Origin of the sequence: Shouchella hunanensis (genome assembly GCF_028735875.1) — a bacterium.
In the GTDB taxonomy this organism is placed as follows: Bacteria; Bacillota; Bacilli; order Bacillales; family Bacillaceae_D; genus Shouchella; species Shouchella hunanensis.
Genome location: NZ_CP117834.1, coordinates 475,527 through 496,053, shown reverse-complemented (window position 1 = coordinate 496,053; position 20,527 = coordinate 475,527). Strand labels below are relative to the sequence as shown.

Genomic DNA, 20,527 nt, shown 5'->3' with positions numbered 1-20,527 from the left:
AGTGATATTTTTTTACCCTTGTCGGGACATAATATGTCACAGGTGGACTGAATGCGTCCCGGTGTTGGAGGTGATTTCATTCGTTCGTTACTAAAATTACAGCAACATCTAGTACCTGATCTCATGCAGACGATGTTAAAACGATATCGATTCTTGCAATCCATTCGGTTAATGCAGCCGATCGGGAGACGTGGATTAGCGACAAACATGCAGCTGTCAGAGCGAATTGTAAGAGGTGAGGTCACTTTCTTGAGAGACCAAGGGCTGATTGACCTTAGTACAGCTGGTATGACACTAACCACTCACGGAGAAGCGGTTTTTCTTGAATTAGAGGAAGTCGTTTCTGAATTACTTGGTTTAAGTCAGTTGGGAGATCGGTTATCCGCTCATCTTGGCGTTGCAACTGTCATTGTTGTAGCTGGAAATAGTGATGAAGAAGAATGGGTGAAACAAGAGCTTGGTAGAGCCTGTATGAAAGAAATACAAGCTATTGCAAAGGCAAATGATGTACTTGCTGTTATGGGCGGCACAACTCTTGCTGCGGTAGCGAACATGGCAGAGCGAAATGAAACCCTTGCTTCTACGATCTTTGTTCCTGCTAGAGGTGGGCTTGGTGAGAAAGTGGAAATACAAGCAAACACGATTAGCGCTGAATTTGCCAGAAGAACTGGTGCAGCCTATCGATTGTTACATGTTCCAGATCAGCTAAGTGAAGATGCGTACCATTCTCTTGTATTAGAACCAACCGTAAAGGATATTCTAGAAGTGATTAAATCTTCAGCGGTTGTTATACACGGTATTGGTGATGCACAACGAATGGCTACAAGACGTCATTCAAAAGACCTGTTTATTGAAACGCTTGAGCGGGAAGAAGCGGTAGCAGAAGCATTTGGCTACTACTTTGATGCTGCTGGGAAAATCATCTATAAACAGCGAACAATCGGTCTTCAGCTGAACGAGTTAGAAGGGAAACATGTCATATCCGTTGCTGGTGGCAAGTCAAAGGCGAATGCGATTCATGCATTTATGAAGCATCGACCGAGTGATGTTCTTGTTACTGATGAAGCAGCTGCTAAGGAACTTTTGCAACACAAAGCTTGAAAAAAAGGGATTCCCTTTTTCATAAATGACTAGGAGGAAATGAATAATGGCAACTAAAATTGGTATTAATGGATTTGGACGTATTGGACGTAACGTATTTCGCGCAGCTTTAAACAACCCGAATGTAGAGGTTGTTGCAATCAACGATTTAACAGATGCAAACATGCTTGCACACCTACTTAAATATGACACTGTACACGGTGTACTTGACGTGCAAGTAGAAGCAAAAGACAACACACTTGTTGTTGATGGAAAAGAAATTTATGTATCTGCTGAACGTAACCCTGCTGAAATCGGTTGGGGCGAGCGTGGCGTAGAAGTTGTTGTTGAGTCAACTGGTTTCTTTACAAAACGCGCAGATGCGGCTAAACACATTGAAGCAGGAGCGAAAAAAGTAATCATTTCTGCACCAGCTTCTGATGAAGATATCACTGTTGTAATGGGTGTAAACGAAGATAAATACGATGCAGCAAACCACCACGTTATTTCAAATGCATCTTGTACGACAAACTGTCTGTCTCCATTCGCAAAAGTATTGAATGACAAATTCGGTATCCGCCGTGGTTTAATGAACACCGTTCACTCTTATACAAATGACCAGCAAATTCTAGACTTGCCGCACAAAGACTACCGTCGTGCTCGTGCAGCAGCTGAGAACATTATTCCGACATCTACTGGTGCAGCAAAAGCAGTAGCACTTGTACTTCCTGAACTTAAAGGGAAATTAAATGGTGCGGCTATGCGTGTTCCTACACCAAACGTATCACTAGTTGACCTTGTTGCTGAACTTGATACAGAAGTAACAGCTGAAGAAGTAAACGCTGCGCTTAAAGAAGCAGCTGAAGGCGATCTTAAAGGCATTCTTGCTTATTCAGAAGACCCACTAGTTTCTCAAGACTATAACGGTAACCCACATTCTTCTACTATTGATGCATTATCAACAATGGTAATGGAAGGAAACATGGTTAAAGTGATTTCTTGGTACGATAACGAGTCTGGCTACTCTAACCGTGTCGTTGACTTAGTAGACTACATTGCAAGCAAAGGGCTTTAAGTTTAAAATAGACAAGTGAGAGGAGGAAGGCTCGTTGCCTCCCTCCTTTGCGCTGTCTGTAAGACTTACTAGGAGGTTTATCTCATGAATAAAAAAACCCTTCATGATTATGAATTACAGGGAAAAGTCGTTTTTTGTCGCGTAGATTTTAACGTGCCAATGAAAGACGGAGCAATTACAGATGAAACAAGAATTAAAGCAGCTATTCCGACGATTCAATATTTAAAAGAACAAGGGGCAAAAGTTCTTCTTGCGAGTCATCTCGGTCGTCCTAAAGGTGAAGTGGTTGAAGAATTACGTTTAGCGCCAGTGGCAAAACGCTTAGGTGATTTATTAGGACAAGACGTAAAAGCAGTGAAAGAAGCTTACGGCTCAGAAGTAGAGCATGCGGTGGCATCGATGAACGATGGCGATATTACAGTGCTTGAAAATGTCCGTTTTTATCCAGGCGAAGAAAAGAATGATGCAGAACTAGCGAAAGCATTTGCAAGTCTAGCAGACCTTTATGTAAATGATGCATTCGGTGCGGCTCACCGTGCGCATGCGTCTACTGAAGGCATTGCACAATACTTACCATCGGCGGCTGGCTTTTTAATGGAGAAAGAGCTTGATGTTTTAGGGAAAGCTCTTGAAACACCAGAACGCCCTTTCACAGCCGTTATTGGTGGAGCGAAAGTTAAAGACAAAATTGGTGTGATTGATCACTTATTAGACAAAGTTGACAACCTTATTATTGGTGGCGGTCTTGCGTATACCTTTGTTAAAGCACAAGGTCATGAGGTTGGGAAATCCTTGTTAGAAGAAGACAAAATTGACTTGGCGAAGCAATTTATGCAAAAAGCAAAAGACAAAGGTGTTCACTTCTACATGCCGGAAGATGTTATTGTTGCCGATGATTTCTCAGATGACGCAAACAAGAAAGAAGTTGCCATTTCTGAGATTCCAGCAGATTGGGAAGCGCTCGATATTGGATCAAAAACAGCCAACACATATGCAAACGTGTTAAAAGAATCAAAGCTTGTGATTTGGAACGGACCAATGGGAGTATTTGAACTTGATTCATTCGCAAATGGAACAAAAGCAATTGCACATGCTTTAGCTGAAGCAGAAGGAACTTATTCTGTTATTGGTGGTGGAGACTCTGCTGCTGCAGTTGAGAAATTTGGTTTAGCTGAAAAAATGAGCCATATTTCTACTGGTGGAGGAGCAAGCCTAGAGTTTATGGAAGGTAAAGATCTTCCAGGCGTCATTGCTTTAACAGATAAGTAATATAAAGAAGAGGTGAAAGAACGTATGCGTAAGCCTATTATTGCAGGTAACTGGAAAATGAATAAAACATTAAGCGAAGCAACATCTTTCGCAGAAGCGGTTAAAAACGATATCCCAAGTCAATCAGGTGTGGATACTGTTGTTTGTGCACCTGCACTTTTCTTAGAGCGTCTTGTTGATGCTGCAAAAGGTACAGACTTACGAATTGGTGCACAAACGATGCACTTTGAAGAGAATGGCGCATTTACTGGCGAAATTAGCCCTGTTGCTCTTCAAGATTTAAACGTTTCTTATGTCATTATCGGTCATTCAGAGCGTCGCGAGATGTTTGCAGAAACGGATGAAACGGTAAATAAAAAAGTTCACGCTGCATTTGCTCACAATTTAGTACCAATTATGTGTTGTGGGGAAACAGATGAAGAGCGCGAATCTGGAAAAATGGAAGCTGTCGTTAAAGAGCAAGTAGAAAAAGGTCTTGCAGGATTAAGCGAAGAGCAAGTGAAGCAAACTGTTATCGCATACGAGCCTATTTGGGCGATTGGTACTGGCAAGTCTGCAACGGAAAAAGATGCAAATGCAGCATGTGCATTCGTACGAAAAGTTGTGGCAGAGGCGTTTTCTCAAGAAGCTGCTGATGCGGTTCGTATTCAGTACGGTGGAAGCGTAAAACCAGCAAACATTAAAGACTATATGGCGCAAAGCGATATTGATGGTGCCCTTGTTGGTGGAGCGAGCCTTGAAGCGGATTCATTTAAAGAATTAGCTGGTGCTGCAAAATGAGTAAACAGCCAGTTGCGCTAATTATTCTCGATGGCTTTGGTCTTCGAGATGAGGCAAAAGGCAATGCCGTTGCGCATGCAAACAAACCTAACTTTGATCGCTATTGGAACGAATATCCTCATGCTACATTACGTGCCGATGGAGAATATGTTGGTTTACCCGAAGGTCAGATGGGCAATTCGGAAGTTGGTCACCTAAATATCGGTGCAGGTCGAGTCGTTTATCAAAGTCTAACGCGCGTAAACCTGTCGATTCGCACAGGAGAGTTCTTTGAAAATGAGACATTCCAACAGGCAATGGATCATGTAAATGAAAAAGATTCTGCGCTACACATTTATGGACTACTATCTGATGGTGGGATACACAGTCATATTGAGCACATTTATGCAGTACTTGATCTAGCAAAGCAAAAAGGCGTGAAGCGAGTCTATGTACATGGCTTCCTTGATGGAAGAGACGTAGGTCCGACATCAGCCGAAGTGTATTTGCAAGGGTTACAAACGAAACTTGACGAACTTGGAACTGGTCAATTGGCGTCTGTGCACGGACGTTACTATGCAATGGACCGAGATAAGCGTTGGGATCGTGTAGAAAAATCGTACCGAGCAATGGTATATGGAGAAGGCCCAACATACAAATCAGGGATTGAAGTGGTTGAAGATAGCTACAAAAATGACATTCTTGATGAGTTTGTTATTCCTTCTGTCATCACGAACGAAGATGGTTCACCTGTTGCAACTGTGAAGGACAATGATGCAGTTATCTTCTGTAACTTCCGTCCTGACCGTGCAATTCAATTATCACAAGTGTTCACAAACGAAGATTTCCGCGGATTTGATCGTGGATCAGAACACCCACATCAATTGCATTTTGTTTGCTTAACAAAATTTAGTGAAACGGTTGATGGTTTTGTTGCGTTCAAGCCAACTAACTTAGACAATACTCTAGGTGAAGTTTTGGCTCAGCAACAGTATAAACAGCTCCGTATTGCAGAGACAGAAAAGTACCCACATGTTACGTTCTTCTTTAGTGGAGGAAGAGAACAGCCGTTTGAAGGAGAAGACCGGATTCTCATTGATTCTCCTAAAGTGGCCACATACGATTTAAAACCAGAAATGAGTGCTTATGAAGTAACAGAGGCATTGGTGGCAGATATTGAAGCGGATAAGCATGACGCGATTATTTTAAACTTTGCTAATCCCGATATGGTCGGTCACTCTGGTAAATTAGAGCCAACGGTAAAGGCAATCGAAGCGGTTGATGAGTGTCTAGGACGAGTCATTGAAGCCCTTCATCAAAAAGGCGGAAAAGCTATCATTACTGCTGATCACGGTAATGCTGATGAAGTGATTACGCTTGAAGGCAATCCAATGACAGCTCATACAACAAACAAAGTTCCGGTTATCGTGACGGACAAGCATGCAACGTTACGAGAAGATGGGATTTTAGCTGATCTAGCACCAACGGTTCTTGACTTATTAGGGGCAACAAAGCCAAAAGAAATGACAGGAACAACATTAAGAAAATAAACTATTTTAAATAGGAGTGACTTTCCAAATGACAATTATCTCTGATATTTATGCACGCGAAGTACTAGATTCTCGCGGTAACCCAACGGTAGAAGTAGAAGTTCATCTTGAATCAGGCGTTATGGGGCGCGCGCTAGTTCCAAGTGGCGCATCAACTGGTGAATATGAAGCAGTTGAATTACGTGACGGCGGCGAGCGCTACATGGGTAAAGGTGTAGAGAAAGCTGTAGCGAACGTAAACGAAACCATTGCACCAGAATTAATTGGTGAAAACGTTCTTGACCAAATTGGAATTGACCGCTTGATGATTGAGCTTGACGGAACTGAAAACAAAGGTAATTTAGGCGCGAACGCAATTCTTGGGGTATCTATGGCTTGTGCGCATGCTGCGGCTGAAGCTCTTGACCTTCCACTATATGTTTATCTTGGTGGATTCAATGCGAAGCAACTTCCAGTACCAATGATGAACATCATCAACGGTGGTGAGCACGCTGATAATAACGTAGATATTCAAGAATTTATGGTTATGCCAGTAGGTGCTGAAAGCTTCAAAGAAGCACTACGTATGGGCGCAGAAATTTTCCATAACTTAAAATCTGTTCTTAAGTCTAAAGGCTACAACACTGCTGTAGGTGACGAAGGCGGATTTGCACCAAACCTTTCTTCAAACGAAGAAGCCTTATCAACAATTATTGAAGCAATCGAAAAAGCAGGTTACAAGCCTGGAGAGCAAGTACAATTAGCAATGGACGTTGCTTCTTCTGAGCTGTTCAACAAAGAAGATGGCAAATACCACTTGTCTGGTGAAGGAAAAGTTCTTTCTTCAGCGGAAATGGTTGATTTCTACGCTGAGCTTTGTGAAAAATACCCAATCATCTCGATTGAAGATGGCTTAGATGAAAACGACTGGGATGGTCACAAGCTTCTTACTGAGCGTCTTGGTGATAAAGTACAACTTGTTGGTGACGACTTGTTTGTAACAAACACGAAGAAACTTGCTGAAGGAATTGAAAAAGGAATTAGTAATTCAATTCTTATCAAAGTAAACCAAATTGGTACACTGACCGAAACATTTGACGCGATTGAAATGGCGAAGCGTGCTGGTTACACTGCTGTTATCTCTCACCGTTCTGGTGAAACAGAAGATGCGACAATTGCGGACATCGCTGTTGCAACAAACGCTGGTCAAATCAAAACAGGTGCACCTTCACGTACAGACCGTGTTGCGAAGTACAATCAACTTCTTCGTATCGAAGACGAGCTTGCTGATTTAGCACAGTACAATGGTCTTAAGTCTTTCTATAACTTAAGCAAGTAAGAGTTTTGTTCTTATGAACCTCTTAGCTCCCTAAATGGAGTTAAGAGGTTTTTTTGTATATGTAAAATTAGGAACACACTTGAATGGTGGAACCTTGGCAATGTATTGGCAGGTTGGTTTCTTAAAAGAACCGTTATTATTAAATTAAGCTCTTTAGCTTAATACAATAAGGTGAGGTGCATGTAATGGATGAGACGAATAGTTTAGTTCAAAAAAAATTTACAGTAGAGGAAGCACAGGAGCTATATTTATTTGATCTGGAGTTAGCTAATGTAACAGTAAATCAAGGGTTAACAATTGATGAGGAATTTGGGGTTATGTTTGCTACTCAAGTTTATAATGGGTTCAATGGGAAACAGGAAAGTTTTATCGTAAGTAGAACTTCTTTAGGCGGGAAATTTAAAGATCAGATGATTTTTCGTAACGGTGGGCACGGTACCTCAATTGGTATAGACAAAGAAAGTGGAAGGACCTATTTATGGACGAATATGATAGAAGTTGATCGTAATGATCAAATACGGACACAGTGGCTTTGTAGAGTACCATATGTTGCTAATACGACGATAGACATTCATCATTCAAGTGTACAGAGAATAAAAGAGTTCCCTAACCCGAATATTTATCAAACGCCGTTTTCTGATTCAAAAAATAATTTGTTGGCGTTACGTATTTCTGAGCGAATTTCAGGTAAGTTAGCTACGAGAATTGAAGTTTACAAAGTAAATGATGCAAAGAATCAACGATGGGGGAATCTAATAAATTCTTTTTCTTTTACACCTGAAATGAACAGCCAAGTTTTACAAGGTCTAGCAATTGATAATAATCACTTTTATGTTACTTTTGGACAAAGCGCACATGATTTTCATTTGTATCGTATTAACTTAAGTAACGGTACAATCATGGAAGAATTCGAGCACGCGATTGGCCACTCACCAGATGGGGAATATGTAAGAGGATTTGGAGAGCCTGAGGGCCTTTATCTGTATACGGATCCATTTACTAAATATAAAACACTATTAACGGTTATTGTTGGTGATTTAGCTGGTCGAAGAAGACAACGTTTATTTGCACTTTCGAGTAATATCGGTGTACAGAAGTTTCTTGGACTTGCTGGAGAAAGTGTACAAAGAGTACCTTTAACTAGAAACGATAATAAAGCGAAACGTTTTGATATGAATCGTGTTACTTCAATCTCCCAAATAAGAGAACCAGGTTCATATTATATGACTACTGTTGAAGGCAATACCCTATCTGACCATCCAAAGAAAAATGTTGCAGGCTGGTGGTTATATGTCTCTGGTGGAGACAGTGGCTCAGGAATAAACTATGGATGTCATCAATTGCTCGTTAGGAATTCTGTTGTTCATGCAGAGGTGTATAGTCGGGTTGTTCCAAGTACAGGTAACCCATCTGCATGGCGGGAAATGGAATTTAAATGAAATTAACTAAGTTAGTCAATGCGATCTTTAATAATACAAGACCAACTGTTTCATACAGATCGTAACTGCTCAATCCCTACTTAGGTAAAATTGTCTGGAATTTCACTTTTAGTTCGTAATGTGTCTCGCTTTTTCTTCCTTCTAGCTCACGTTATAATAGAAAGAAGAAGCTGAATTATATAGGAGAATAAGAATGAAATTAATTATTGGCGTAACAGGGGCGACAGGAGCACCAATCGCAATTAGATTACTCGAGACACTAAAAGAATTAAAAATCGAAACGCATCTTGTGCTATCCAAATGGGCAGCAGTGACAATTTCTCAGGAGACGTCCTATAGTGTGCAGGATGTGAAAGCGTTAGCTGATTATTCCTATAGTAGTGAAGATCAAGCAGCAGCCATATCAAGTGGCTCTAAGCGAATGGATGGAATGATGATTGTACCCTGTTCCATGAAAACCTTGGCAGCTATACGAGTAGGATTAGCAGACAATCTTGTGGCCAGAGCGGCAGACGTGATGTTAAAAGAACGTAAACCGTTACTATTAATGACGAGAGAAACGCCATTCAATACGATTCATTTAGAAAATATGACGGAACTTTCAAGGATGGGGGTAACCATCTTTCCACCGATGCCTGCTTTTTATAACCAACCCCAATCCATAGATGACCTAATCGACCATCTTGTTTACCGTGCTCTCGATCAATTTGGAATTGATCATCAATGGAACAAGCGCTGGGAGGGCTTGAAAGGTGAGTAGTTCTTTGCCTGAACAAGTGCAGGCGTTCTTGGATGGATCGGATCTCGATCAAAAAAAAGAAATGGCGATGTACTTTGTGACGTTAGATAATGAAGGCTTTCCTTATAAAGCAATGATAAGTGTTGGTGAAGTAGTAGCTTTAGATGAGACAACTCTTCGCATTGCGCTTTGGGAGCATTCTAAATCGGCATCGTTTACAAAACAATCAAAGAAAGCAGCACTCTTTCTTGTTTTACCGCCAACTGCGTATGACCTTCAGTTGACGGTAACGTACGTTAGAACCGAAGCAGGACAAGTGATATTTGAAGGGGCGCTCAAACAGGTGAAAGTCGATGAAGCGCCTTATGCAACGATTGTATCAAGTGTACAATGTCGACTTAAAGAGGAACACCAAACCGTACAACAGTGGTCTATGAAGCATAAGCTATTGAAAAAATGACCCCTTGTCTACACCTATTCACTATGTTAAGATAGAAACACTGAATGTGTTTACGGAGGTGTAGGGATGCAACTGTTTTTAATGATTGCGTTAATTATTGTATCTGTTTTACTTGTAACGGTCGTTTTATTACAACCAGGTCGTAGTTCTGGTTTAGCCGGCGCGATATCTGGTGGAGCAGAGCAGTTACTTGGAAAACAGAAAGCGCGAGGTCTTGAGGCGGTTTTGCATCGAGCGACTATTGTGTTGGCTGTATTGTTTTTCATATTAACAGCAGCAAATGCGTATTTCCTATAAGTAGAACGAAACGTCTGGGCATGATTCACTCCAGGCGTTTTTTGTGTTTGAAAAAGGACAAAAAGAGGAAAACTGGGCATGAAGAGGTGATCGTTCCGTGCGGCTTAGTATTTTAGATCAAGTCCCTGTCTCCATTGGTCATACAGCAGAAAAAACGGCAAGTCAAACGATAAACCTTGTAGAGAAAGCAGAGGCATTAGGCTATGAACGTTATTGGTTTGCAGAGCATCATGGTACGAAGGGGATGCTCTCAAGCTCACCAGAAATCTGGATGGCAGCAGCTGCTGCGCGAACGTCTCACATTCGAATAGGATCGGGTGGTGTGTTACTCCCTCAATATAGCTCCTATAAAGTGGCAAGCCTTTTTAATCAACTCGAAGTGATGTTTCCTAATCGAATTGATGGAGGAATAGGGCGCTCTCCAGGTGGAAATGAGCGGATTCGAGAGGCACTTGCGAATGGAAAAGAGAGTGAAGTGCATCGCTTTTGGGAAAAAGTAGATGAAGTGATAGAGTGGACAACGAAACGGAGCTTTCGAGGTATGACAGCATCGCCGTTACCTCTTACAAGTCCTTCTCTTTATATATTGGGATTAGGAGAAAGAAGCGCACGTATTGCTGGAGAGAAGCATCTAGGGTTTGTTCATGGCTATTTCATTCAGCCTAATCGTGTAAAAGAAGCCCATCAAGCATATCAACGTGTAACGAAAGACAGCCAGAATGCTTTAACAGCGGTCTTTGTTATTTGTGGCGAGGATAATGAGCATGCGCATCTCCTTGCAGAGCAACAAGATCTGTGGTTGCTGCAAACGGAGAAGGGGATCGACAGTCGTGTTCCTATTCACTTAAAAAGGGATTTAACCGTTCGTGAAACGGAAGTGATTCAGCAAAACCGTTCGCGTATGATCATTGGATCGAAAGAAACCGTTCATTCTAAATTAGAACAATTAGCTGAACGAACACAAACGGATCAATTTCTTGTGTTAACGAATATCTATGATAATCAAGAAAAAGTAAAATCCTTTGAACGCTTAGCTACGATAATGTCATCCTAATGAAAGAGGCGATGGATTTGATTGGCTGTCTATGTATTCATGGTTTCACTGGCGATCCTTGGGAAGTAGAGCCAATTTGTCAAGAATTACAAAAGCTGGACGGCTGGCTTGTTTATAGTCCTGTACTTCCTGGTCACGGCAAAGAATTAAGTGCTCTGAAGGGTGCAACCTATGAAGAGTGGGTTTATACAGTGGAAGTAGCTTTTGAGGAATTACAAAAGCGCTGTACCGATGTCTATGTCATTGGTTTTTCAATGGGCGGAATGCTTGCGACTTACATTGCGGCACGGTATTCAGTTAAAAAATTAGTGCTGTTAAATGCCGCAGCCTACTACTTTAACCCGAAACAGTTTCTAAAAGATATGATTGCGGCGGTTCGCTATCACCTTACTGGGACTCAAGAGGACGATCAGCTTATTGATCTTTACGAGAAAAAGTTTAGAGAAACTCCTTTTGCAGCTTTAGCCCAGTTTTTACAACTTGTGCAAAAAACAAAGCCTTACGCAAGTAAAATTCGTGTGCCCACGTTAATTATCCAAGGAGAAATGGATGGGCTTGTTCCCATGAAATCGGCTTACCACCTTTATGATATTATAGAATCGGATGAAAAAGAATTAATTGCCATGAAGCGGTCAAGACATATGATCTTTCATGGTTATGAAGCAGAAGAAGTCATTAATCAAATTAAAGACTTTCTATTGGAAACTAGCCAAGAGAGGAAGAAAACAACATGAAGATCGTTGCACCGAAACCATTTACATTTAAAGGGGGAAAGCGAGCTGTCCTGCTGCTGCATGGCTTTACAGGTACAACAGCAGATGTGCGGATGCTTGGCCGTTTTTTGCAAAATGAAGGCTATACGTGCCATGCGCCACTCTACCGTGGCCACGGCGTTCCTCCAGAAGAGCTTGTTCAATATAGCCCGGAAGATTGGTGGGAGGATGTTGAAGCTGCATATGAGCATCTTCAAAGTGAAGGCTATGACGAGATTGCAGTTTGTGGGTTATCCTTAGGCGGCGTATTCACATTAAAACTTGGTTTTTCTAAACCTGTAAAAGGGATCGTTTCAATGTGTGCACCTGTTCGACCGAGAACAGAAGAAGCGATTAAAGAAGGGTTTCTAAAATACGCCAAAGAATATAAACAATTAGAGAAAAAGACGGAAGAAGAAATCGATAAGGACGTCCGTGCTTTAAAGGAGACGTCAATGAATACGTTGTATCAATTACGTGGTTTAATGGACGACGTTCGAAAAGAGTTAGATCTTATTTATGCTCCAGCTCTTATTGTACAAGCAAGGCATGATGAGATGATTGATATTGAAAGTGCAAACATGATTTACAAAGAAATTGAAACAGACGACAAAGAAATAAAATGGTATGAAAAGTCTACTCATGTCATCACATTAGGAGATGAAAAAGAAACACTTCACCAAGATATTCTGTCGTTTTTAAATGAACTAGAATGGTCAAACTAAAATAGAACGAAAAGGAGTGAAACAATGTCTGACCAAATAAATAAAGAAGAACTCATACAGTACTTTAAAGAAGAAGCAACGAAACCTGTTTCTGTAGAAGATCTAGAGGAACGTTTCCAAATAACATCAAGTGAGGCATTCAAACAGTTAATTACGATGCTTAATGAACTTGAAGGAGAAGGGGAAGTGATTCGTACTCGAACGAATCGCTATGGAATCCCTGAAAAACTAAATTTAATTCGTGGCCGAGTGCAAGGTCACTCTAAAGGGTTTGCTTTCATTATTCCAGACGATGGTGATGAAGATGTATATGTACCTCAAGGGTCACTATCTGGCGCTATGAACGGTGATATTGTGTTTGTACGAATTGATGAACGGGCTAACGGTTCAAGAGCGGAAGGAAAGGTCATTCGAATTATTGAGCGCAAAGTGACTGAAATTGTTGGTGAATACAAAGAGTTTAAATCGTACGCCCTCGTTGTAGCAGACGATAAGCGGATCAGCGCCGATTTCCTTGTTATAAAAGGGAAAGAAAAGGGTGCAGTTGACGGTCATAAGGTGATTGCCACTATTACTCAGTATCCAGAAGGGCGCTTCGGTGGAGAAGTTGAAATTAAAGAAGTTCTCGGTCATAAAAATGACCCTGGTATGGACATTTTGTCAATTATTTATAAATACAGCATCCCACAAAGTTTTTCAGACGACACATTGGAACAAGCGGAAAATGTTCCAGATGTCATTGATCCAAATGATTTAAATGGACGTCGAGACTTACGTGACGAGCAAATTGTAACCATTGATGGAGCCGACGCGAAAGACTTAGATGATGCGGTTCAAGTGAAAAAGTTGCAAAATGGACATTATCTTCTAGGAGTGCATATTGCTGATGTCTCTCACTATGTGAAAGAAGGAAGCCCAATCGATAAAGAGGCATCTGAACGAGCGACGAGTGTTTACTTAGTTGATCGTGTCATACCAATGATTCCGCATCGATTATCAAACGGCATTTGTAGTTTAAATCCACAAGTTGACCGTTTAACCCTTTCTTGTGAAATGGAAATTGATCAAAATGGCGGCGTTGTGAAGCATGACATTTTCCAAAGTGTGATCAATACAACGGAACGAATGACGTATAGCGATGTCAATGACATTTTAGTAAACAAAGACGAGGCATTGAGAGAACGATACAGCACACTCGTAACGATGTTTGAAGAAATGGAAAAACTTGCGCAAATTTTAAGAGACAAGCGTTTTGGTCGTGGTGCAATTGATTTTGATTTTAAAGAAGCAAAAGTGTTAGTAAACAGTGAAGGTACTCCTGAAGATGTTGTGTTACGAGAACGATCCGTTGCAGAGAAGTTGATTGAGGAATTTATGTTAGCAGCAAATGAAACAGTAGCAGAACACTTCCATTGGATGAAGTTACCGTTTGTATACAGAATCCACGAAGATCCAGATGCAGAGAAATTAAACTCATTTCTTGAGTTCATTACCGGCTTTGGTTACGTTGTCAGAGGAACAGCGAACACCATTCATCCACGGGCATTGCAATCGTTATTAAAAGAGATCCATGGTGAGCCTGAGGAAACCATTATTAGCCGAATCATGCTACGTTCCATGAAGCAGGCGAAATATGATGTGAATTCAGTTGGACACTTTGGCTTATCCGCAGAATTTTATACACATTTCACATCGCCTATTCGTCGGTACCCAGATTTACTTGTCCATCGATTAATTCGAACGTACCTCATTCAAGGAAAAACAGATGCGAAAACGACTGGTCATTGGCAAGAAAAGCTACCAGGCTTAACAGCGCATGCCTCGGATATGGAACGACGTGCAGTTGATGCTGAACGTGATACCGATAATGTGAAAAAAGCACAGTATATGGAAGATAAAATTGGTGAAGTCTATACGGGCATGATTAGTGGTGTTACCAACTTTGGCTTATTTGTTGAGTTGGAAAATACAGTTGAAGGTCTCGTGCATGTAAGCTATTTAACCGATGATTATTACCGGTACGATCAAAAACATTATGCCATGATCGGAGAACGAAGTGGGAATGTCTTTCGTATTGGGGATGAGCTCGAAATTCGAGTGGTATCAGTTAATACAGAGGAAGCGTCCGTTGATTTTGAAATTGTCGGGATGAAGAAAAGAAAACCTCAAAGAGGCAAAGATCGTCCAAAAGTCATTGATGGTGGTAAACGTGTCAATAAACAGCAGAAAAAAGATCGTCCACGTTTAACAGGTGACCCTAAAAAAGATGGACAACCTAAAAGCGGGAAGCGCAAAAAGAAGCCGTTTTACGAAAATGCACCGAGTGTAAAGCGCAAAAAAGGTCGCAGAAAAAAGCGTTCATAATGACCGTTTTGTAGCCCTTTTGGCTGAAGACATCCGTCGGTTTCCTAAAGGTGCCTGCTTGAGTCTTATTTTGTTCCTCTTTACACTAATAAGGTGAAGGAGGAACAAAAATGATGAAAACAGAAGTTGGTATTGCATTCGTAAGACTTGTTGTAGGGGTGATCTTTATCGCCCACGGCTTAGATAAATTTAATGGTGGTATTGAAGGGACTGTAGCGTTTTTTGAGAGCATATCAATTCCATCACCTGATATAATGGCAGTTGTGGTAGCTTTAGTTGAGATCATTGCAGGTCTTGCGCTTCTCTTAGGTTTGCTGACACGCTTGATGAGTGCTATTCTAATGATTGTGATGATTGGTGCTGTTTATATGGTGAAGTTCGATCAAGGCTTTATTGGAGGTTTTGAATTCGATCTATTATTGTTTGCTGTACTACTTTTATTTGTTATCAATGGGTCCCACTTTATGGCTGTTGATGGGTTAGTAGCAAAGAAAAAGAAGCGTCAGCGATTTGGGAGAAGATAATCATCCGTTACATGTGAGGAAGTAGGTGTATGTGTGGCTGAAACAGAAAGTAAAGTGATGGCACAAAATAAAAAAGCCCGTCATGATTATTTTATTGAAGAAACCTATGAAGCAGGAATCGTTCTTACCGGTACAGAAATTAAATCGATTCGCGCAGGAAGAATGAATTTAAAGGATTCATTCGCTCGGATAAAAAACGGTGAAGCTTATTTGCATAATGCACACATTAGTGAATATGAACAGGGAAACCGGTATAATCATGAGCCAACTAGAGCGAGAAAATTGTTGTTGCATAAAAAGCAAATTGATAAGCTCATCGGTGAGACGCAGCAACAAGGATATTCAGTTGTCCCGTTAAAAGTGTATATTAAAAACGGGTTTGCCAAAGTATTAATTGGATTAGCAAAAGGGAAAAAGAATTACGACAAACGAGAAACCTTGAAGCAAAAAGATGCTAAGCGAGAAATGGATCGAGCGATAAGAGAGCGAATGAAGGGCTAATTCGCTTCACTTGCTTTTTAACACAGATTTAGTATAATAATAAATCTAGGCGTTAAGCCTTGTATATTTTTTTATACGGGGACGTTCTGGATTCGACAGGGATAGGTCGAGCTTACGTTGCGAGTCGAGGTGCGGCCTCGTTAAAACGCATTAGCCTATAACTGGCAAAGAAAACAATAACTTCGCTTTAGCTGCATAAGCTAAGCGGTCTCTCCTCTCCATCGCCCATGTGGAGTGGTTGAGACTCACTTATAGTGGGATACGCCTTACTCCCTCCGCCTGAGGGAGTTGGAAGAGATTAATCAGGCTAGCTACACGGAAGCCTGTCTTTGGGCCGATGTGTTAGCGAAATGCTAATACAAAGACTACGCTCGTAGAAGCGTAAGTGTCGTTATCTCTGGACGTGGGTTCAATTCCCACCGTCTCCATATTGGGACAAGAACTCGAAGTAGCACTATATTGCTTCGAGTTTTTTTATACCCTTTTTAGTCAGAGTATTTTAAAAAAAGGAGTTCATCTTCCATGCATACTATATATCTCGTACGGCACGCTCATTCTCCTTACACGCCAGATGAGTGGGGACGTCCGCTCTCAGAGAACGGTTTTGAGGATGCAAAGCGTGTGGCCGATTTTTTAGATACTGTGCACGTTGATCGGTTTATCTCGAGCCCTTATAAGCGCGCTATACAGACAATAGAGGAGGCAGCGAGGCGAAAAAAGCTACCCATTAAGACCGAAGATGCATTTAAGGAGAGGGTGCTGGCGGCAACGTCTATGCCTCATTTTGAATCAGCAATCAACGCGGTTTGGAAAGATGAGACGTTTACTCATCCAGGAGGAGAGTCAAATAAAACCGCAAGAAAAAGAGCTGTTAATGGACTTTGGAAGATTCTAGATCAAGAGAATGACTTTGCATCCATTGTCATCTCTACACATGGGAATATACTAGCACTGTTGTTAGGTTACTTCCATTCTCGTTATGATTATATGTTTTGGCAACAGCTTGAGATGCCAGATGTGTATCAAATGCTAATAGAGAAACACACAATGCTCTCATGTACAAACGTTTGGAAGAAAAAATAAAGCTAGTCAACAAGTCTTTCTATATGTATAATTATAAATAAATTAGTTTTATTATGCATTAGAAGGAGAACAACATGGAGCAATTAAACGAACAACAACAAGATACAAACACTTATTCTGAAAAAGTACCAACTAAAAAGTCTATTCTTACGTTTCTTATACCCTCTCTATTAGGAGCACTTCTGTTTCTTGTTCCCTTTAAAATAAACGATACTTGGACTGTACTTATTGGTTATGCAGCTGGAACGATTGAACGGTCTCTTTCAGCAATGTTACCGATGTTTTTACTAGCTATTATTCTATTATCTGGTGTACTCACATTACTTGCTTGGGTAGTAAAGCCTGCTTTTATCATGGAAAGACAAGCATTAAAAGCGCTATTCTACACAAGTCTTCCATGGACGATGATACGTGTGCTCGGTGCACTCTTCGCGTTAATGGTGATGACACAATCTGGTTTCTCTATTGTCTATAGCCCTGCAACAGGTGGAACCATTTTCACTGAATTGCTTCCGGTGCTTGCGGTGTGGTCAGTAGTGATGGGTTTATTAATGCCACTATTGCTTGAATATGGTTTAATGGAGTGGTTGGGTACACTTGCGAAAAAAATTATGAGACCGTTATTTAATTTACCGGGTCGTGCTTCTGTAGATTCGTTGGCATCTTGGATGGGTAATAACATGATGAGTATTTTGATTACGATTAATCAATATGAGAATGGCTACTATACAAAGCGCGAATCAGCCATTATTGTCACGAACTTTACCATTACATCAATCGGATTTAGTTTAATCATTGCGAAAATCTTAGACTTAAGTGATCGCTTTGTTCCATTTTATTTAACAGTGCTTGCTGGTGTGTTTATCGCCGCTTTTATTTGTCCCCGTATTCCACCATTATCAAAAATGAAGCATACGTATGCTGGAGACGAGCCTGGAGTTATTAATGAGACTGCAGCTAAGGGGTCATTATGGAGTCAAGCATTCCAAAGAGGTGTTGAGAAAGCGGCACATGCCCCTAAAACGACCTCTGTGTTAAAAAAAGGAGCGTTTAATGCTCTTGATATTTGGTTTGGCATGTTACCGCTTGTTATGGCAATTGGGACCATTGCCCTTGTTATTGCTGAATTCACGCCAATATTTACGTATTTGTCTTATCCGCTTGTGCCTATATTAGAATGGATGAATATTCCTGAGGCAGCACAAGCAGCACCAGCACTACTCGTTGGATTTGCAGACATGTTTTTGCCAGCTATTTTAGGTGCTGGGATTGAGAGTGAGCTTACTCGCTTTGTCATTGGAGCGGTATCGTTAATCCAACTCGTCTATATGTCCGAGATTGGTGTTATGCTTATGCGCTCTAGTATCCCCATTTCATTTTGGCAGCTATTTGTTATTTTTATTCAACGTACAATTATTGCTATTCCAGTCGTCGTATTGATTGCCCACGTTATTATTTTTTAAAAGGAGTCATCTAGAATGTCACAAAGTTGGAACGAACTACAAGAAACCATTCCATATCGTCTTGCACCGAGTATGGCAAAAGACCATCCAAATTTACCTGTAGTGAAAGAAGAGGGGTGCTATTACTATGGAGTCGATGGGAAAACGTATTTAGATTTCACATCTGGTATTGCCGTAACGAATGTGGGTCACCGTCATCCAAAAGTCGTTGAAGCAATAAAACAAGAAGCTGATTCATTCACGCATGGCCCTATTGGCGTTATTCAATATGAATCTATTCTAAAATTGGCGAATGAATTAGCTGATGTCATGCCAGGTGATCTGGATTGCTTTTTCTTTGGAAACAGTGGTACTGAGGCCATTGAAGGTGCTTTAAAGCTTGCGAGACATGTGACAAATCGTCCGAATGTGGTCTCATTTACTGGGTGTTTTCACGGACGAACCCTTGGCGCAATGAGCGTCAGTACATCAAAAGCAAAATATAGAGCTTACCAACCTGCTCAAAATCAAGTCTATCAGCTTCCTTATTATCAGCCGGGAGAAAGCGCAGACGAAGCAATTGCAAAACTCGAAAAGGCATGCGAGACGATGTTTGCTCACTATACGTTACCAGAAGAAGTGGCTTGTTTTATCATTGAACCAGTGCTTGGTGAAGGCGGTTATATCGTGCCACCTGCTAAGTGGCTTCAGCAAATAAGGGAGATATGCAATAAGCATGGAATCTTACTTATTTTCGATGAAGTTCAAACGGGATTTGGACGAACTGGTGAGTGGTTCGCAGCACAATCCTTTGACGTTATCCCTGATATAATGGCGGTCGCAAAAGGAATTGCTTCAGGGTTACCTCTTAGTGCAACTGTAGCGAACCACACACTCATGCAGCAGTGGCCGTTAGGAAGTCATGCAACGACATTTGGCGGTAATCCAATAGCTTGTGCCGCTGCTCGAGCGACACTTCAGATAATTAAAGAAGAAAACTTGCTTGCGAATGTAAAAGAAGTAGGGAGTTACGCCGCTCAGGAACTGACTAAACTTCAACAGGCATTTCCTTGTATTGGTTCGATCCGTCATTTGGGCATGATGTTTGGTATTGAAATCGTTGATCCTGAGACAGGTCGAAAAGATGGCGATCGAGCTGCTCAGATTCTTGACCTTGCACTTGAAGAAGGTGTACTGTTTTATTTTTGTGGAAATGAAGGTGAGGTTCTTCGTATGATTCCGCCGCTCACCATTACGAAAGAACAAATTGATGAAGGGTTAGTGAAGTTAAGAAAAGCACTTCAACGTTTGAAGTAAACGGTATGACAAAATCATAGGCACGACTTTGGCTATCTTGAATATACTGCTCCTGATAGGGTGGTTAGGAGAGTGGCCTACTATGACGAATAAAACGAAGATTTGCTTTATAACGTGCGTCAATGATGAAGTGCTTTACCGACGTTCAGTTAGTCACATTGACATGTTGTATTTGCCAAGAGGCTATACCGTAGAAAAAATTGCCATTCGAAATGCGAAAAGTATGACCAGTGGCTATAATGAGGCGCTTCAGCAGTCGAATGCGAAGTACAAAGTGTATCTTCACCAAGATACAATGATTATTAATCGGATGTTTCTTCATGATTTACTGTTTCTGTTCGAAAATCACCCAAGTTTAGGGATGTTTGGTGTGATTGGCTCGAAGGAGTTACCGGAAAATAGCGTCTGGTGGGAAAGCGAACAGAAAGCGGGCAAAATACTAGAAAAACGTGAAACGTATGGTTATTTATCATTTATTGAGGCTGATTACGCATTTCAAAGCGCAGCAGTTATTGACGGGGTGATGATGGCTACCCAGTATGACCTTCCATGGGAAGAGCAGTTTGATGGCTGGCATTTTTACGATGTTAGCCAAAGTGTGCTCTTTGTGCACCATGGTTATGAAGTAGGTATTGCCCATCAACCACACCCGTGGATTATGCACGAATGTGGAGAAGAATTCGACAGCTTTGCTTATGCCACATATGTTCATCAATTTCATCTATGGAAAAACACACTTTCGACTTAAAAGAGCGAGAGTGTGTTTTTGTTTGAGCATT

20 protein-coding genes and 1 other RNA gene are annotated in these 20,527 nt (G+C 41.1%); all 21 read left to right on the top strand.

The window, feature by feature from the left end; translation table 11 throughout:
• Positions 1–51: 51 nt before the first annotated feature.
• The 21 genes from PQ477_RS02695 (at position 52) to PQ477_RS02595 (ending at position 20,496) form a co-directional block, all read left to right on the top strand.
• Positions 52–1,101 (top strand): sugar-binding transcriptional regulator, encoded by a 1,050-nt coding sequence (locus tag PQ477_RS02695; RefSeq protein ID WP_349775495.1) that lies wholly within the window; start codon positions 52–54, stop codon positions 1,099–1,101.
• A gap of 46 nt (positions 1,102–1,147) precedes the next feature.
• Complete coding sequence (gap, locus tag PQ477_RS02690; protein ID WP_035394596.1) at positions 1,148–2,155, top strand: type I glyceraldehyde-3-phosphate dehydrogenase; 1,008 nt, start codon at positions 1,148–1,150, stop codon at positions 2,153–2,155.
• Between the two features lie 84 nt (positions 2,156–2,239).
• The gene (locus tag PQ477_RS02685; RefSeq protein ID WP_038482571.1) at positions 2,240–3,424 is read left to right on the top strand and encodes a phosphoglycerate kinase; all 1,185 of its coding nucleotides are present in this window, start codon (positions 2,240–2,242) and stop codon (positions 3,422–3,424) included.
• A 24-nt stretch (positions 3,425–3,448) separates the two neighbouring features.
• Entirely contained in the window at positions 3,449–4,204 is a 756-nt protein-coding gene (gene tpiA, locus PQ477_RS02680; RefSeq protein WP_274272917.1) for a triose-phosphate isomerase, read from the top strand.
• On the top strand, positions 4,201–5,733 hold the full coding sequence (gene gpmI / locus PQ477_RS02675) for a 2,3-bisphosphoglycerate-independent phosphoglycerate mutase (protein ID WP_060703707.1): 1,533 nt from the start codon (positions 4,201–4,203) through the stop codon (positions 5,731–5,733). Before tpiA ends, gpmI begins: the two co-directional genes overlap by 4 nt.
• Before the next feature lie 28 nt (positions 5,734–5,761).
• Positions 5,762–7,051: a phosphopyruvate hydratase gene (gene eno, locus PQ477_RS02670; RefSeq protein WP_038482562.1), complete on the top strand. Its 1,290-nt coding sequence runs from the start codon at positions 5,762–5,764 to the stop codon at positions 7,049–7,051.
• A gap of 185 nt (positions 7,052–7,236) precedes the next feature.
• A complete protein-coding gene (locus PQ477_RS02665; RefSeq protein WP_144559437.1) occupies positions 7,237–8,490 on the top strand; it encodes a phage baseplate protein in 1,254 nt (417 codons plus the stop codon).
• Positions 8,491–8,683: 193 nt separating this feature from the next.
• Complete coding sequence (locus PQ477_RS02660) at positions 8,684–9,250, top strand: UbiX family flavin prenyltransferase (protein ID WP_060703712.1); 567 nt, start codon at positions 8,684–8,686, stop codon at positions 9,248–9,250.
• A complete protein-coding gene (locus tag PQ477_RS02655) occupies positions 9,243–9,689 on the top strand; it encodes a hypothetical protein (RefSeq protein ID WP_035394590.1) in 447 nt (148 codons plus the stop codon). The genes PQ477_RS02660 and PQ477_RS02655 overlap by 8 nt, the downstream gene beginning before the upstream one ends.
• 66 nt (positions 9,690–9,755) lie before the next feature.
• Entirely contained in the window at positions 9,756–9,986 is a 231-nt protein-coding gene (gene secG, locus PQ477_RS02650) for a preprotein translocase subunit SecG (RefSeq protein WP_035394589.1), read from the top strand.
• A gap of 97 nt (positions 9,987–10,083) precedes the next feature.
• The gene (locus PQ477_RS02645; protein ID WP_274272916.1) at positions 10,084–11,040 is read left to right on the top strand and encodes an LLM class flavin-dependent oxidoreductase; all 957 of its coding nucleotides are present in this window, start codon (positions 10,084–10,086) and stop codon (positions 11,038–11,040) included.
• A gap of 17 nt (positions 11,041–11,057) precedes the next feature.
• Positions 11,058–11,774, top strand: a complete 717-nt coding sequence (locus tag PQ477_RS02640) for an alpha/beta hydrolase (protein WP_144559435.1) — start codon at positions 11,058–11,060, stop codon at positions 11,772–11,774.
• Positions 11,771–12,517, top strand: coding sequence for an alpha/beta hydrolase (locus PQ477_RS02635; RefSeq protein WP_035394586.1), 747 nt, complete (start codon positions 11,771–11,773; stop codon positions 12,515–12,517). The genes PQ477_RS02640 and PQ477_RS02635 overlap by 4 nt, the downstream gene beginning before the upstream one ends.
• Positions 12,518–12,541: 24 nt before the next feature.
• Positions 12,542–14,881 carry a ribonuclease R gene (gene rnr, locus PQ477_RS02630; RefSeq protein ID WP_274272915.1) on the top strand — a complete coding sequence of 780 codons (2,340 nt, stop codon included), beginning with the start codon at positions 12,542–12,544 and terminating at the stop codon, positions 14,879–14,881.
• Between the two features lie 110 nt (positions 14,882–14,991).
• Positions 14,992–15,405: a DoxX family protein gene (locus PQ477_RS02625; RefSeq protein WP_274272914.1), complete on the top strand. Its 414-nt coding sequence runs from the start codon at positions 14,992–14,994 to the stop codon at positions 15,403–15,405.
• 33 nt (positions 15,406–15,438) lie between these two features.
• Entirely contained in the window at positions 15,439–15,906 is a 468-nt protein-coding gene (gene smpB, locus PQ477_RS02620) for an SsrA-binding protein SmpB (protein WP_035394583.1), read from the top strand.
• Positions 15,907–15,983: 77 nt separating this feature from the next.
• Positions 15,984–16,337: a transfer-messenger RNA gene (gene ssrA, locus PQ477_RS02615) on the top strand.
• A 91-nt stretch (positions 16,338–16,428) separates the two neighbouring features.
• Positions 16,429–16,989 carry a histidine phosphatase family protein gene (locus PQ477_RS02610; protein ID WP_144559432.1) on the top strand — a complete coding sequence of 187 codons (561 nt, stop codon included), beginning with the start codon at positions 16,429–16,431 and terminating at the stop codon, positions 16,987–16,989.
• Between the two features lie 74 nt (positions 16,990–17,063).
• The gene (locus PQ477_RS02605; RefSeq protein WP_274272913.1) at positions 17,064–18,452 is read left to right on the top strand and encodes a YjiH family protein; all 1,389 of its coding nucleotides are present in this window, start codon (positions 17,064–17,066) and stop codon (positions 18,450–18,452) included.
• A 15-nt stretch (positions 18,453–18,467) separates the two neighbouring features.
• On the top strand, positions 18,468–19,748 hold the full coding sequence (locus PQ477_RS02600) for an aspartate aminotransferase family protein (protein WP_035394581.1): 1,281 nt from the start codon (positions 18,468–18,470) through the stop codon (positions 19,746–19,748).
• An 82-nt stretch (positions 19,749–19,830) separates the two neighbouring features.
• A complete protein-coding gene (locus PQ477_RS02595; protein ID WP_035394579.1) occupies positions 19,831–20,496 on the top strand; it encodes a glycosyltransferase family protein in 666 nt (221 codons plus the stop codon).
• Positions 20,497–20,527: the final 31 nt, after the last annotated feature.